The sequence below is a fragment of the Jatrophihabitans sp. GAS493 genome, assembly GCF_900230215.1.
GTDB lineage: Bacteria > Actinomycetota > Actinomycetes > Mycobacteriales > Jatrophihabitantaceae > MT45.
The window spans coordinates 4,535,182-4,553,172 of sequence record NZ_LT907982.1; the positions used below are offsets into that span (position 1 = coordinate 4,535,182).

At 65.0% G+C, this 17,991-nt stretch carries 1 protein-coding gene (only partly in view); it reads right to left on the reverse strand.

From position 1 onward, the window contains the following. Positions 1-17,991, reverse strand: the 3' portion of a protein-coding gene (locus CPH63_RS20760) for a hypothetical protein (protein WP_157749692.1). Its footprint extends 12,834 nt past the window's final position; the window shows 17,991 of its 30,825 coding nt (coding positions 12,835-30,825); its start codon lies off the right edge, out of view; it ends in the stop codon at positions 1-3.

A 17,991-nucleotide genomic window follows, 5' to 3' on the forward strand; every position in this document is an offset into this window, starting at 1 on the left:
TCAGCGATCTTGAGCGGTAACCGCTACGCCGTGCTGGGTCGCGGCGCCGAGCGCCGCCGCGGTTGCTGCGGCGGGCGGCGGGAGCTGAAGTAGATGCTGGACTGTGCCCCTGTTCTTTACGGGATCCTTCGCGGTCACCTTCCACTGCGGTCGGGCTTTGGCGCCGTCGGCGTTGAAAACACTGAGCCGCCATGGTTTCTGCGCACTCTGTCGATAGAGCTGGACGCGGACCGGAGTGTTCGCCGGAAGCGGCGACAGCCCGAGTGATTCCGAGCCGGGGATAGGTAGCCGCCCTTCATCGTCGGTGGTAACAAATCGAATTGGGTTGGAGATCGGATTGTGGATCCTCCCGCCCAGGGTTGCGCCCGCAGGCGCGTCCTGCGCGGGTCCGGTAGCCACAACCGCTTCCTCTGCCTGTGCTTGGGGCTGGTCCGGAACCGACCTGGGTGCCTGTGCTTCGGCCGGCACCTGGGTCGATTCCGGCGCGGGTGCGGATTCCGGCGCGGTCAGGCTGGTTACCGCGTCGTTTACGATGCGATGCCCTTGATCTGACATGGTTCCGCGGGCAATCACCTCCAGCGTCGCTCCCTGCTGCAAGGCGATATTGCGACGTAGATACGAAGTGAGCGACTCTAGGGTCGCCAAGACCGGGGTCCCATTCAGATACAGCAGCGGCAGACCGTCGTACAAATCGAGGAGGACCGTCTGCCGCTCCGGATCCATGACGCGAGCCACGTCCTGATGAGAGGGATCGGCAAACGCGATGACGCCATCGCCACGCTTGATTCGGAGATAGCCCGCATCGTCCAGCGTCGCCGGTTCGGTCGGCTCGTCGTGGCGCTGTTCCGCCATCGCCTCGTTGCGCCGATTCAATTGGCGGGCGGCCGTGAATGCGGCACCCGCAATGGACCAAGCCACCCCGGCGAATCCCCAAATGAGCACGTTGATACGCGACGTTCCGCCGTTCGATCGAGTCGACCCACCCGGGCCAGCGAGAAGAAGTTCAACGCCTGAGTAGAGCGATCCGACTACCTCGAACGAGATGTTTTCGTCAGCACGCCGCAGCTCGACCTCTGCATCCGATTCTCCGCCACCCAACACATCGGTATGAAGCTCAAGCTTTGGACCGGGCATACGTTGACCTTGACTGAGGTCGCGACCAACCACGTTCTGCAGCAGCGCGGCTCCATACTCCGGCGGGAACTGCAGCACGATCGATCTGGTGCTGTGTCCAGGGCCGAGCAGGCCGGTACTAACCAGCGGTTGACTACCCATCTTGATGGTGGTCGATGCGTAGAACCAGCCTTTGTTGGTCACCTGCAGCCGAACGGTGAACTGCGGATCGGCATGCAGCGCAGAGGCCGCGTTGGCCGCCCACTTCCATGGGGTGCGTCCGCCGCCCGGGTTGGCGTTGAAGTATTCCCAACCGAACAGGCCCCCCATCGTCGGGAAGAGCACGCGTAGTGCCCGCACCGCATCGGTGAGCGGCCCCGCCTTCAGATAGCCCGCCGCTCCATGCTTCGGGCTCGTCAGAACGCCCGCAACCACCTTCTCCGGCGGAAATATGCCCTTGTAGCGGCCCGTACCCCTGACCGCAGCTACGTAGTTGGGCAGATCGTCCAAACCTGACCGATCTCCGTGGAACTGAACATTCAGGAATGTGATGTCGTTCGCGTGACTGGCCCAGAGTTCACTGTAGGAGACCCGGCTAAATGTTGGACCAAACAGATCCTGAAAGTGCGGCGACAGAATGATGTTGAAGTCAGGACCGAAGTCAGCGCGTAGTTGCGTGACCAGCTTCCCAACAAATACCGCGTCAACCTGCTCTCTGATGTTGAGGTCAACGCCATCCAAACCATGCCGCCTGATCACATCGCGCAGATTCGGATAGTGAATGTCGAATCGTTCCCTCAGCTGAACGAACGCGTCCCCGGTGGTCCCGACCATTAGCGACACCCGCACCCCGCGGCGCTGCATCGCCGCCACATCGCTCCAGAGCCGCTGCAGCCGTGGCGCATCGATCGGATCGTGGTTCAGCACAACGGTCTCCGGCGACGACTCCGGATGCACCGGCGGCCGCGCCGGGTCCGTCGACGCCGCCGCCCACGGGCCTTCGACGATCCTCCCCGGACGCGCCCCCACAGCCTCATCAAGCGGCTCAGTAGTCGACAGCGATCCGGCCCCTAGGACCTCCGATCGCGCCTGCGGTCGACGAGCCGTCTCCCACCGCACCCGCTTTGGGTCAGCGCCAGGTGGCAGCCTAGACCGATCGTGCCAAGGCGTGAAATTGAAACGCGCCGCGCCGATGATCAAGTCCGTCAGCCCGTTCTCCGCGAGCGGTAGCGGCGATACGTACTCGTTGCCGTCGAAGATGCTCTGGTGATACATCACGACACGGCCCGGAATCGTCGCCCCGGCTCGCCGGGCTCCCGGGGGCGACACGACGTTCGACGCCATCGATGCCGCCTCAGCCACCCACGGCCCGTGGACGGCCATCGCGGCGAATCCCAACTTCGCAACCCGAGCCAGGCTCGACCAACTGTTACCTGCCCGAGCCGATGACCGTGGGGCCCGGCCCGTCCGCGGCGACTGGGCGACCCGGGCACGTTTTGGCGTTGGTGGAGGCGTCCGCTCGTCGTTGCGCGGCCGGCCCGACGGGGCAGCGGGGCTGACAGCGGTTGTGGCGGGTACGGAGTGCGCGGTGACGGCGAGCCACGCAGCATGGTGGGCATCGTGTTCGCGGACGAGTCGGATATGGTTTCGGCCACCGTGGTTGACGATGGCGAGCTCAGCCGCATGCGCAGCGGCGTCGCTGATTGTCTCGACGTGGTAGGTGTCGCTCCGCAGATTCGCTCGGTGAGCCAGTAGCCCGGGAAGTACCTGTTCGTGTTGGGGCGACCATCCTGGGGCTCGCAGTTGGGCGATCAGCGTCTCGACGTTCGGGGCGGCGAGGTAGGCCGCATGCGCCGCTCGCAGTGCGGGGTCGGCGGGATCCAGGAGTCTCCTGTCCAGAGCTTCCATCGTCGCCATGAAACTATCCATGAGCGTTCGTCGCACGGCGCTTACGCCGGCACGAGTCGTGTCGATGCCAAGAGCACGGAGGAACTCGGGCCTGAGGGCATGAGCAACAGCCTCGTCCCATTCAAATCCCTCGATGGTTGACTCGTAGACAGCAAACGTCGCGCCGGCGATCACCCTCGGCGTCGGGGTCAGGTTCGTTGGCGGCGTCGCCAGTGCGTCGGGGAGTCGTTGGTCGAGCACCCCATCGAGCTGCGCCACCGTTGCGACCTCGTTCGGCGTGAGTCGGTCGGCCGGACGCACAACGTTCCACGGACCATTCGGGTCGCGACGATCCGGAGTACGTATCTCGACCGAGCCGTCACCCCAGACCGACAACAACCCCGAGCCACCACCGACGGAGGCGCTCCGATCGTCCCCCAAATCGAAGGAGTAGCTGCCGAGCTCGACACGAACTCGACCGTCGGCCCCGGCCTCGGAAGTCACCGGGAAAGTAACGGCTCCTCGCGGAACCAGCTGACGCACAACCCGCTCCACATCAGCAACCGCCGCTGCCGTTACCGCCACAACGCCCGGCTGGCCGGGAGCCAACAACGGGACATCGAACGGCACCAGGGCCTCCATCGGCTCCTCATGATTTACGTCATCGCCTGTCGTGGCTGGATTGTGAACGGGACCTGCAGCAAGCGAGATGTGGTCGATGGCGTTGGGGTATCGACGCAGCAATGGCAGCAGGTCGGGCCGCGGCACAGATAGCCGCTGCCACCGGTCGTCCCTCTCGCGGCGCACCGACAGGACTCCATCGTCGTTGATCGACACCATGACGGTGTCACCGACCTCGAACGATGGCTCGATAGACGTCAGATTCACGGCACCCCGATGACCGTCGTGGCGAAACACGACCTGCAATCGCTCATGGGGCTCGCCGTCAACTTCGTGCACCGTGCGATACAACGTCCGGGCAAGACTAACGCTGCCGCGGGGGGCGAGGGAGTAGTCACCAATCTCGGCCTGAGCCTCAGCCCGCAGCATGAGATCTCGACGGTCAACGTGAGCGAGCACGCCGGCGATCGCCGCAGGGGAGTACCGGACGCGAGCGCTGTCGCTAGACCACGCGACTTTCGCCTGCAGCGCGCTGAAGAACCTCACGGCACCCCGCGAAGGGCCGGCGACTGTGACTTCCACACGCATGCGTACACCCCCGAACCCGGCTCCGAAATTCAGCGAACGACCGTCGACGGTGTGCCGCCGGAATCGACCGTTAACGTCGAGTGCGAAGTCGAACACGCGGTGGTTCGGACCAGTCGTCGGCTGCTCAGCCGACAGGCCGCTCTGCACGTTCTCCAGATTGGGCAAGGCTGTAGTGCCCGAGGGGTCATCCCGGACCTGCAGGTCTTGAACTGTCTTAGCCGGCCTACGTCGAGCCGCAGACGGCAGCTGCGCACCGTTGGCGCGGTCGATTGCGTGCGGGGCGGACGCGATCAACCTCCGGCGGAGGGCGCTCCACAAGACCAACGGATTCTGAGCACCGAAGAGTCGCCCAGCATCGTCGCGAACGACGATTCGCACTCCATGCCGCCCTGGGTAGGTAGTGATGAATACGTGCCCGGAACGTGGCGCCCTACCCCGCCCGGGCACGGGAATCGCCGGGCCTTGATCTACGCGGTAGATGGGGCGCTCATCCTCGAGCTGGATTGGCTCGGCCACCGTCCAACCATCCTCCGGCGCCAGCCGTCGGTCGTTCTCCCCGACAATCCGTCCTTCGGCTCGTTTGGCCTCGAATTCCATCGCCAACTTGACCTCGAGGAGAACAGACGAATTCAGGCGCTCCGGTAGGTCAAACGACCAAGTGGGAACTCGATCGTCGTAGAGGCGGCCCCGCCCGGTTGCCTTCTCAACCCACAACCACACCGTTGCCGGGAGTTCGTCCTGGACGGTGAAGAGGACGAGCTCACTGCCGACGTTGACCTGTGTCATGTCCGTAACTGTTCGCGGCAAAAGGTAGTGCTCAGCGCTATCCATGGGCGCGAGGTGCTCGCCATAACGAGCACCGCGCGGGATCACCACTCCGTTTGTCTTGTACCGGCCGCCGCCGATGTCCCGGTTGCGCGCCGCAGCGACGAATTCGTCGGTGCGTCCGGTCACCTTGTCAATGGCTCGAAGTGAACCAATATCGCCTCCGCTGTCCCGGAACCAGTTCTCCTGAATTTCATGATGGGCCAATCTCGTACTGGTCACCCATGGCACCGCCGCGGAGTCGCCCAGCGGCCGGTCCGTGCCCGCGCGGTCGATGAGACGGAAGGAGATCAGCGGATCGCCCGGATGCATGCTTACCGCAACCAGTTCACCCGCCTGCCGGTCCGTGAACTGAAACAATTCTCTACGGGCGCCGTGCCCGTTCGAGCCAATGGTCGCGGTGGCAACCCCTCGCGTGGTGGTGAGCCGAAGCACCTTGGTGTACGCGCCCTCGGGAGCGAACGTGACATCAGAACGGATCGACTCACGGACCCGGTACAGCTCGGCTACACCGCCTGGTTTGACGTCCTTCCCCTCGGTGTGGGTGGTGACCCTCGTGAGAGCTGCTGCGGTGACTGGGCGTTCCAGCGGGACGGTCCAGATCGCGGCGACGCCCTGTTCGACCCCGTTGAAGAGGACAACGCCGTGGGTACGGGGGTTGGCTTGAACTCTCAGTACCCTGTCCACCCAGCTGAGCGGCACCTGCAGTCGAAGTGGTTGGTGCTGGCCGGGTAGGTATATCGACCGATCCGCGCCGACCTTTATCTCGAAGATCGGGTCGGTGTCGTTCAAGGCGATGACCTGACCGGTAGCGTTCGCCGGCCGCTCCACGGCAGGGCCGCGCCCCGAATCCTCGGTCCCGATGTTCATGGTCGCCGACCCACCCAGCGGCCACGCGGCATGGAAAGTCCAGGTGAACTCCGGCCCTACGAAACGGAGTAGGTCTACGGTTGGTGCATCGGCCTGGTCGGAGTCGACGACTTCAAGTTGCGTCACGTCGCCACCGATTCTGATATTCACGCCGAGAAGATGCGCCGCGCGGCCGAGCAACTGATCGAGGTCGGAGCTCGCGTCGTCCGGGACGGGCATCAACTCGGCTTGGCCTGAAACGAGCTCCGGGCTTTCCCAGGAATCCATCACCGCCAGCGGGTCGAGGTCCGGGCTTTCCCAGGAATCCCCCATCCCAGTCGAGAGCATCGTCCAATCGTCGTCAGCCGCCAGTGACCCTGCGTCAGCGTCAGCGTCAGCGTCAGCGTCAGCGTCAGCGTCAGCGTCAGCGTCAGCGTCAGCAATACGCTCGCGGATCGCTGCAGCGATTTCGGTCCGGGTTGCCTCGTCACCGAAGTCCACGCCATGGGCTCGCAGATGCTGCACGCTAAGTAGGTCGGCAAACGCGCCTGCGGGGTCGAGGTCCTCCTCGTTGGCCTGCAGGACGGCGTACCGACGTCCGCTCGTTGGCTGAACATACGTTGATATCCCGCTGGTCGGCACACCATTCAGTGCGCTGTGATCGATCACCCCCGGATGTTCTTTTAGCCACGCCTGTTGCTCGGCGCTGAAAGTAGCGGTCTGCCTGACCTCGCTACCGTCAGCATTCTTGATCGCATCACCGCTCCAGGTGCGGAACCGGATGCTCACGGTAGAGGCGTTCTCAGGCAGAGTGAGGAACGCGATGTCCCAATCAGCGCCGGCCGCCACGCGCCCTATCTTCAGCCGCTGGTTGCGGTCGCCCTGCCGGCCAAACTGGAGTGTCTCACTGCTTGGGCGCAGCATCATCAGGGTGTGGGCGCCGCGGGGTGCCATACCGTCGTTGGTCAGCGCCAATGCCCGCAGGACGTGGAGACCAGGGTCGACCAGCCAAATGGACCACAGCGGTTCCCCGTTGCCCCATAGTCCCCGCACTTGTGGGTCACGGGGATCGTCGGCGCCGTATCCAACGACGCTGCCGTCAGGCCGCTTCTGAACCTGAAGATAGCGAATTTTCTTGTCGCTGATCTTCACCGGTTTCCCGTCGCTGAGCACGGGTTGCCCATTTGCGGTGTCGACGAGCACTCCGTCGGTGTTTCGTTCCACGTAGAACGTCGGATGTTCAGCAGACGACAGCATGGGAATAAGACGCGCTGACGCGCCCTTCGGTCGAGTCGGGCGGGCGGGGTCGTTCGCGACCGTATCGACATGGCCTCGCAGGAAGGCGAGCTGCCGTGGCCCAACCCCCTGGGTTGGAACCCAGGCCATGCTTTCGTCCTCGTCGGCGCCATCGGTGAGAGCGCGGGTTTGGGTTGCTCCGTTGCCGGCGTGTGCCGCCAGGATCACCGTTTGATCGACGGCGAACGGCCCCTGGCCGACGAGCCCGACGTCCACCGCGTCCAGGCCCAGATCCACGACGAGTTTCTCACCTATCGCCCTGATCGTGCGAGTCAAGCTCAGATGCAACTTAGGCGTCAACGACTCGTCGCCCGCGCTGAGCCGATCCCGCAAGGCCATCGTGGCTTCGGCCCGTGCCGCCCGGCCACGTACATCGACTAGCTCAGCATCTGAGACACGTACGTTCACCGACGGGACTGACCACAACGGCAATCCGGTCACCGGGTCGTCATGTTCGCTGAATACCATCACCGTCCCGTCAGCCGCCATAAACTGCACGCGCACCGCGGAGTACCTGAATTCCCGACCGAGCTGAATCGCCCCGGGCTGCTCCACGTCTCCGAGGCGACGCCCCACTTCGAGGTACCCGGCGAAATCGGCGGTCGCAGTGATCACCGGGTTCGTGATCTCATCCGGGTCGAGAGCAACCGCCACATCGTGGGCACCGTAGGGCTTGCCCACCACAGACTCGCTCTGAGAAGACTCGCCTTCCAGCCCAACATTGCCGCGACGCGCCCCGCGGGTGGCGGATGCGCTGGTATTCGCAGCGGTCCCGGTGTCGGCGAGGTGCCGGAACCCGGTGACGAGCGGGACGTGTCCGACCAGCGTTTCCCACCGATGATCCGCCGCCGCATCCAGGTCGGAGTGCTGGGTCCCGAACCTCCGGATGTCGATCGGCAGTATCGGCCCCATCGCCTTGATCGCCGGGTCGCCCTGTTCCTCAGCAGCCGGTTCGCCGCGAAGCCAATCACCGGGATCATCAACCGAGGGCAGGACGTATCCAGTATCAGTAGTGTGCGGCGCGGCCGCGACGCCTTGCAGCTGCTTCAGACCTTCCCCGGTGAACGCCCAGACCTGACTCCTCGGTGCAGCCACGAACCGTCCCAGCGACCGGGTGAGCTCACCGAGCATGCTCGCGCTGTCACAGGCGAGGGTGACCACCGGGCGAGTACCGGCCGGATCGACCTCAGAAACCAACGCCGCGACCGAGGCCGCGTCAAGAACTCGATTCGCATCGACCCGCACCCCACCCGGGGTGCCGACACCGATCACCGTGAACTCATCCGCACCCATCCCAACCCGCGCCAACAGATACGCCCGCGCAACGTCCACCAAGGACGGATCATGCTTCGCCCCGACCACAACCGCGATCGCGGTATCCGCGCCGCGGATCACCTGCACATCACCACTACCCAGCAATGCAGGGATATCCGCCGGCCGCAGCGTCAATTGGGAGGCAACCATCTGGCTACCATCAGCGACTGACCGGACCCCGGACGGCCGCACCTGGCCTGACCACTTCGCACGTTTAGCGACCGGCGGCGGTGTCCCCTCGTCGTCGCGCTGCCGACCGGGCAACGTCATCCGCGTAGCACCTGACCGAGCAGGTGCAGTGTCATCCGTAGCGACCAACCACGCAGCATGATGGGAGTCAAGTTCACGGACAAGACGGATCTGGTGGCGGCCGCCGTCATTCACGGTCAACAGCTCTGACAAGGCGGTCTCGCTGTCGACAGCTGCACCGACGGCGAGGATACCGGCGCGGTAGGTGTCGACGCGTAGATCCAGCAGATAGGCCAGCAACCCCGGCAGCACCCGCTCCTGCAGCGGTGACCACCCCTCCGCCCGGAGTTGAGCCATCAACGTGTCCACGTTCGCCGCAGCGAAATACGCCTCAACCACCGGTTGCAACACAGGATCCGCCGGGTCGATCAACCGCTGATCCACAACCTGCATCACCGGCAAAAAGCGGTCGATGACCCAGCTCCGCACCGCCGAGACACCACCGCTGACATCAATGCCATGAGCGAGCAGGAACCCCCGAGTGAGGACACCAACAACAGCCTCGTCCCACTCATACCCCGCAGTGGCAGATTCGACAACATCCAGCACATCGCCAGCAATCACCGATCTGCTCCACACCACCTGCGACGGGCGGCCCGCCTCAGCCAACGGCAACCGCCGGTCGAGCGCCCCGTCACGCCGCGTCAATGCGTCGATGGCATTGCGAGCGATGCGAACGTCAGACCGCTCCACATTCCACCGACCGTACGGATCACCCCGATCCGGGGTACGCACCACGACCGCACCGTCCGGCCACACCGACACCAACCCGGCACTACCCACCAACACGTCGCCGGCCAACGGGACGACATGATCGCCGACCACGACAGCGACCCCAGCCTGCTCAACGGTGAACGGGAACGTGACCGCACCGAACGGCACCAGCAGTCGCACCACGCCCGCATCATCAGCAGACACCGCCGACCTCACGGCGTCAAACGCCAACTGACCCGAAGCCAACAACCCCACCGACGGCGGTCCACCCCCACCATCGCCCGTCGACTCATCGTTCGTCGGGCCGTCGGCGGCCACCAGGTCTTCATCCGGCACGATGGCGTCATCCGCCTCGATGCCTTCGTCCGGTGAGGTCCCTTCTTCGAGTACAACCGGGTTCGGAACCTGGCTCGAAGTTGGGGCGATGTGGTTGATGGCGTCTAGTCGTCGGCGCAGGATAGACAGCAGATCCATACGCGGCTTGCGTGCTCGGACCCGCTGCCAACCACTATCTTCACCACGCACGGACACCGTACCTTCGTCGGTGATAGACACCATCACGGTGTCGCCCGCTCTGTAGCCGAGCGTAGTGACAGTCACGCTCTGCTGGCCATCACCGGGATTGAATCTGACATAGAGCTGCGGCTGGGCGGAACTGTCAGCGCGAGCGGTGCGCCCCTCCACGGTTGCCGCAACCGCCACAGTGTTCAGGGGTGCGAAGGCGTAGTCGCCCTGCGCTGCCAGCATCCTCGCTCGGGCCGTGAGGTCGTGGCGGGCGGTACGAGTTTGAGTCCGGGCGATTGCCTTGTCGGAGAAGGCGAATCCGCTGCGCGCTGACCAGGGGATGCTTGCTCCGGTCGCGCTGAAAAGCGCGACATCGCCCCTGCCGGGTCCGGTCAGTCTCACCTCAACGATCACCGTCACGTACGCGAACGTCGTTCCGAAATCCGGCACACGCGTGCGCGTGCGGGATACGTTCTGTCTCGCGAAGGCACGACCCCGCGCGTCGAGAGTGTGCTCGAATACGAGGTGATCCTCATCGTGGGTCGGCCGTTCGGCTTCGTCACCGGTCCGTACCCCCTCCAGTAGAGGCACTGCCGTCTCATCGGACGGGTTAAGCCGGACAGGTCGATCCTGCCAATCCGGTGCCGTCTGCTCGAAGTCCGTGCCGCCGGTGTGGTCAATCACTGCCGGGTGAGTCGCTAACCACTTCCGGACGGACGGGTCCCATGGAATAAGCGGGTCGTTGACGCCGAAGAGTCGTCCGTCATCATCGCGGCCGATGACACGTACTCCGGTCCTCCAGGGATAGGCGGTTATGAACACGTGTCCAGACGTGAGTCCATCCGGTGCCAACATCTGGGGTGTGTGGTGGCGATCCACGCTGTACGCCACCCTGCTGCCGTCTGCCCGGACCGCTCGGGCCAGTGTCCAACTGTCGCCGAGGGCCAAGCGCGGGTCCCCGATGGCGAGGGCTCGTCCGGCTTCGTTTTCGGATTCGGATTTGACTGTGTTCAGCGCCGCGGCGGACAGCGGCGTCTGCACGTCATATGACCAGGTGGGGGTGCTGCGAGCGTCGTAGATCCGCGCCTGCTTGGTCTGCTTGTCCACCCACAGCCACACCGTCCTTGGCAGGTCGTCCAGGGCCAAGAAGGTCAACGTCGTCCCCGCGTTGACTTGAACGCCACGCATCACCGTTCGTGGCACCAAGTAGTGTTCGGCGCTGTCCATCGGCACCAACTGGCTACCGTAACGCGCGCCGGGTGGGACCGTCACACCGTTCACCCTCCGCCGGCCGTCGCCGAGGTCACGGTCGGCGCCCGCCGAGGCGATCTGCTCCGGGCTGCGTCCTGTTACCTTGTCGATGCCGGCGAGCGAACCAGGTTCGCCGTCGCGGAACCAGTTCTGCCGTGCCTGGTGATGGAGCAAGGTCCTGCTGGTCAACCACAGCTCGGTCGCTGCATCGGCCGCCCGCTTCGGGTCCGGGAGTAGGCGGAAGGTGATCCACGGGTCGTTCGGGATCATGCTTACGGCGACGTACTCACCGATCCTCCGTTCAGCGAACCGGAAGACCTTTTCCCGTGCTTCATCGGAGCGGTAGCCGACCTTCACGACGGCGAACCCGCCCGCCCCTGTCAGGCGGACCACCGCGGTGTAGGCGCCGTCCGGGGCAACGGTGTCGTCGTCACGGGCCCGCTCGCGCACCCGATACAGCTCGACGTCCGACTTGATCGCTTCGATCAGCGCCGCGGTAATCGGGCGGTCCAGCGGGACCGTCCAGACCGGCGCCCAGCCCTGGTCAACGCCATTGAAGACGACGACACCGTAGGTCTCGAGATTCACATGGACCCGGACCCGCCTCCCCACCCAGCTCGGCGGCACCTGCAGCTGAGCGAACTCGGGCACACCGGGAAGACTGATCCACCCGCCCATGCCAATCGTGATTTCGGTGGTGGGACCGGCATCATCTAGCGTGATGATGTGGGCCGAAGCATTCGCCGGTCGATCCGCGGCTTCCGCCGGGGCCAGCACTGGCCCGACGGTCCTCGCCTCAGTCACCGGCCACGCGGCCCGGAAAGACCATCCGAGCTCCGGTCTGAAGACGCGAAGAATGTGGACGGTGGAGGCACCGACTAGGCCTGCGTCGGCGACGCTCACCGTCATGTCACCGTCGACGAGGATGTTCACCCCGAGAACACGCGCAGCTCGGCGGAAGTACAGGTCGGGGCCAACGCTATCGTCCTCACCAGGCTGGTTCTCGCCATCCGGTTCGGGCGTGAGGAAGGCATCCGCACCCACCACCGCGTCACCGGCCTCGGCCTCGGGTTCGGCAGCATCGATGCGTGTACGGATCGCCGCAGCGATGTCGGCCCGGGTCGCGTCGTCGCCAACCTCCACGCCACGCGCTCGCAGATACTGCACCGTGAACAAGTCAGCCAGCGGACCGCCGATATCGGAGTCGTGCCCGTCAACGTTTCGATGGACATAGCGACGTCCGGTCACCGCATCCGCAAAGGTGGATGTCTCCTCAGCCGGAGCTGCTATCAGCCCACTCCGGTCGATCACCCCGTCATATTCCCTCAGCCACGCCGTCTGGTTGTCGTTGAGTGCGCTCGTATGCACTTGCGGACTGCCGTCTCGCCCCTTGATCGCCTCACCGGTCCAGTCGCGGAATTGGATACTCATCGTCGAATCGCCCGCGGGGAGCGTGAGGAAGGCGACGTCCCACATCAATCCGGACTCCAGGGTGAGGGTCAGTCGTTTGCGATCGTTCGGAGGGCCGAAACTAAGGACCGTGCTGGCCGGTCGGGGCAGCATCAGGGTGTGGGCGCCGCGGGGAGCTAGCTCATCGTCGGTAGCGGCACGTTCCCGCAGCGCAGCGAGACGGTTGTCGACTAGCCACATCGACCAGAACGGTTCGTTGTTGCCCCACCGACCATGCTGGGCGGGGTCGCCCGGGTCGGCGGCGCTGTACCCGATGACGCTTCCGTCCGGGCGGGGCTGCACCTCCAGATAGCGAACCCGTAGGTCGGAGATCTGCGGCTCGGTGAGCTGCAACAGCTTCCCATTGATAGGCATTGCTTCACCTGTCGTGGGATCGAGCAGGCGCCCATCGTGCGCGGATCGCACAACATATGTCGGGTACTCGTCCGTGGACAGCATCGGGATGAGAGCCTTTGACGCTGACTCCGGAATGTTCGGTGTAACAAGATCGTCTCCGATCGTGTCGTCTCGTGCCCGCAGCAGCGCGATCTCAGACGCCCCGACCCCCGACACCTCGACCCACCCCCGGTTAGCCATCCCCTGTAGACCTACCGCTCTGGTCTTGCGGGCCCACGTCGTTCCGTCACCGGTATGCACAGCCAGCATCACCGTCTCACTGTCGGTGAAATAGCTACCGTCGACGGCATGGGCCGCCTCGACCCGTACAGCTGTCGGTCCGAGATCGACGACGAGGTCCGCTCCCTCGGTCCGCACCGTACGGGCCACGATCAGATATCCAGACGGAGACCACGACCTATCCCCCCTAGCCAACCACCCCCGCACCAACTGGGTCACAAGAGCGCGCGTGTTCTGGCCGTAGGCCTCGACCAGATCCGCGTCTGAAACCCGCACATTCACCGACGGGACCGACCACAACGGCAACCCCGTGTCCGGGTGATCGTGTTCGCTGAACACCACCACCGTCCGTTCAAGTGCCATCAGTTGCACCCTCACAGACGATTCGCCGAACTCCGGGCCGAGCAGGATCCGCCCCGGCTTGCCCGGGTCACCGAGCCGACGCCCAACCTGTACATACCCGTCCCCGTCAACGGGTACCGTCATCACCGGGTTGTTGACGCGATCCGGGTTGAACTTCATCGCTACGTCATGAGCACCGTAGGGCCGGCGAAACCCACCCACGGTCGGGGAAGTCTCGGCCGCAGAGGTAGCAACCGCACCCCCACGCCCACTTGTGCCACGACCTCCGCGACCTCCTCCGGTCCCGCTCGCTGTGGCCTCGTGACTCGGCGCGGAGCCGTCCGCCGTAGCCGCCCGACCGGCGGCCCGCCTAGCCCTGGATGGGCGGGCACCGACTTTGAACGTCTCGGTCGGGTCGAACAAGGCCCGCAGCGACGGCTTCACCCCAACCACAAGATCTCGTGCTGGTGCGACCAACTGCCCGTCTCGCCACACTCGAGCGCGGGCTTCGCTAAGCAATACCAAAGGATCTCCAATTCCTTGGCCTAGGCGGGCGGTCGCGAGTAGGTGTGCATCCCGCACCTCGGCCACCACACCATCACGACCGCGTCCATCGATGGGCGACCCAAAGTCGACCGCGTGCACAGCTTCAGCAGTAGAAACCAGCACAAGCACGTGTTCCAGCTCCGCAGCACGCGGACTCGGCGCGATCACCAACGCGACCGCGCCTTCGCTCCCGGGGCGACCGAGTTCTTCAACCAAGTCCCGCCAATCCCCCGTTGCATTCCAGGTGCCGTCGCGGCGGTCCAGTGACGTGCCGATCACGATGTCATCGGCGGCCACACCTAACCCCATTCGACGCACGAACTCGGACGCACCGGTCAGACACACTTCCGTCGCAGCCTGATCGCTGCTGTCAACGCCGGCTTGAGTCGCCGGACCATGTATCCGGACCCACGCCGCTACCCGATCGGCCAGGGCCTGGATCTCAGGCGTCGACATTGCAGCCACGTCAACCGGGCGCATAGCCGACAGGTGCGCAGCTTCGATTGCTGGGCCGCTCTGGCTAGGGCTCGGGCTCGATGTTCTAGTGATGGCCGGGCTGGGAAGCGGTGCAGGGTTGGTATGTTCGCGAATGAGCGCGGGCAGCGTTGTGACTTGGCCAGCTCCGCGGCGGGCGAAGAGTTGGCTGAGCCTGAGGGACACCTCGGCCGCCACTTCGCGACGCAGGCGTAGCCCGTGCCACGTGTCCAGCAGAGTCGCGACACCGGTCGAACGGGCTGCGCCAACAGCAACGATCGGGCGGTGCACGACCTGAAGGTCGCCACTAGGATTCGTCGGAAAATACCTGCGATTGTCAGGGCCGAAGGCGATGCCGGGTGAACTCAACCTAAAGCGATCCCCTCGTTCAGAGGCGAAAAGTTCAAGGAGGCTGTCCGAACCGTCGACTAGCTGCGCGGTAATCGGCATCGTTGCACCCCCGAACCGGTACATCCACTCATCGCCAACCGCAAACCGCGCCTCGACCGACTCTGGCGTCCGTGGCACGGTCGATGCTGGCGTCCGCAATCCAGCCGTCGGCCGCGTCGCGTGGAGGCCACCAAGGCGGTGCATGCGCGCGTCCGGCCCGAAGACCTCACTGACGCTGACAATCTGAATGCCATACTGCATGGCCCAACGGAACATCTCGATCAGCTGCTGTTGATCTGCATCCGCTTCATCAGTGCTACGAATGGCATCGACCTGATCGCGGGAAATGTCGCTTCCGAGCACAACTCCGATCCCGTCAAGACGAGCCTGCTCGGCAATAGCGGTTATGTTCTCCCGCTCGCCCCTACCACCGTCCGCCGAGAGCACCTCGTTGCCGATCGGAACAAATATGACCTTGGGAATGCGACGCAACTTCAACCCGAAACCACTCGAACGATGGGTGAACCCACCCGTGACCACCGAATCCGGACGCGCCTCCAAATTCTCAAGCGAGAGCGGACGTCCCGACCACGCGGAGACAAGATCAACGCGGTCCACGAACGACCTCACCTGATTCGCCCGCACCCGTAGACTGGCCCTGGCCACCGACACAGCCGGACCCGCCACTAAAGCCGGCCCAGCCGCACCGGCCGATGCAAGCGGCCGAGCCATCGGAGGCCGAGCCGTCGCACGCGTCGGCGCCGCTGGTCGAGCAACCGGCTCATGTGCAGGCGCAGTCGACGGACCCGCGGCCACCACCGGCCCCACCACCGACATAGCCGTAGGCATCGCTCCAATCACGGCGGACAACTCCATCGCCCCCGGGACCACCCCGATCCCGATCGCATGATCTGCATCGACTTCGGGCGCTTGTGTCGGGCTGTGCAGCGGTGCGAACCCTGAAGCAGTGTCGCCATCGATAGACCCGCGATCCGTTCCAATGCTCGGCCCGCGATCATCGGTGCCCTCCGCCAGCATGTCCTCGACGGTCGCGTCGACATCCACGTCCGCGAGTTCCTCCTCGCCATGGACGGACCCCGGTCCGAGGACCCGGCGCACCTCGTCGCTGTACGAGGGCACAACTTCAGTCGCCATTGGCGGCGTCTCGCCACCGCCCAGACGGCGCCCGGGACCAGTGCGATCATCCTCAGAATCGGAGTAGCCGCGGTACAGTTCGTCGTCTACCGCGTGACCCTGCATGGCGCGCGACGGTGCCAGCGACCCCGTCGGAATGGCTGCGATTTCGGCGGCCTCATTCATGTCTGGGAGGGAACCAGTATGTTCCCCGACCCGTAGCGCGTCAGCGGATCCTGGTCTGGAGGTGTCCCGCCCACCAATCGCCGAAGAGACGTCGGGCCGATCCCGTTCCGTAGCGATCTCATCGTGCGGCGCAGCTGCATCGTGCATTGATTCCGCGTCCGAACGCTGTGACAGCGCCGGGCTACGAAACGGTGTGTGGCCAGGCGGCGCGTAGTGATGATGCGTCGCGGCGACGCTGGAGCCAGACGGGGATTCGGTTTGTATCGATGACGCTTGCGTGGCAAATGGTGTGGGAGGTCGATCAGCATAGTGATGCCGGGTGCGCGTGGGCGAGTCGAAGAAGGCTGCGCTCTGCACAGCAGCTTCGGTCGGGTCCAGTACCGCTTCGGGGCCCATCTCCACGCCCATAGCAACACTTCGCGTACTACGCGTTTCTCCCGCGGACCCCGTCGCCGATGGCGAGCCCGGCTGAACCGCTGGCCCCCCGGCGTCGGCACCCTGAGTCGTGTCGCGGCTGTACGTGGACTGAACGTCCAAGCCATCGGCCTGCGCGGGGCTGCCGCGAAGTCCGGAGTCCGGCCCGGCGGCGCGATGGTCTGCGAGGTCACCATCCACCGCAGACGGTCCGGCCGCCGACGCCTCTCTCGCCGCATCGCTTCGACTCGCCGCGCCGGCATGGGAATTATCGCGGAACAGCGGAGGGAGCATCGGGCCGGACTCGTCGTCGTTCGCGGGGTCGAAGAGTGCGGACTCGGTGGCTGCGGCATAGTCCGGAAAATTCTGCGGCTCGAGCGGGTCCAACCGGCGCCGTGCGATGTCGTTGTTGGCTGGGCGGGAGGTAGGTGAGGGGTGTTCCCGAAGGAGGGCGGGGAGTGATACGACCCGGCCGGCTCCCGGGCGGGCAAAGAGTCGCCGGAGTCTGAGGGAGACCTCGGCCGCCAACTCACGCTCCGTCCGGTACCCGTACGAGGCCTCGAGCAGAGTGGCAGCGCCGGCCGAACGGGCGGCGCCCGCAGTGACGATCGGGCGTGTGACTACAACAACGTCACCGGTCCGCCTCGTTCCACCCCCGTAGCCCTCGTTGCTGAAGGCGATACCCGGTGTCGCCAACCTGAAGCGATCGCCCCCCCCGGACGGGAAGATGGGGAGGAGGCTCCCATCGGGGTCGACCAACTGGGACGTCATCGGAATCGTCGCACCCCCGAACCGATAGACCACCTCGTCACCCACGGTCCACCGGCCCTCGACCTCGGCCGCCGTTCCCCGCATAGCCCCAGCACGCGCACGATGCACTCGCCCAAGACGATGCATAGGCGCAGCGTGTCCGAACACCTCCCCGACGCTGACCACCCGAATTCCGCTCTGCTGCGCCCACGTGAGCATGTCGAGCAACCGTCGCTGAACCTCATCCGGCTCCGTTGCGTCCCGCGCAGCATGCACCTGCTCACGCGTCGCTTCGCTCCACAGAACGACACGAATCCCTTCAACGCGAGCCCGCGCAGCGATCGCCCCGATGTTTGCCCGCTCGCCCGTACCGTCATCGGCACGAAGCAATTCGTAACCAACCGGAATGGATATGACCTTTGGAGTACGGCGCAGCTTCAACCCAACACCACTCGACCG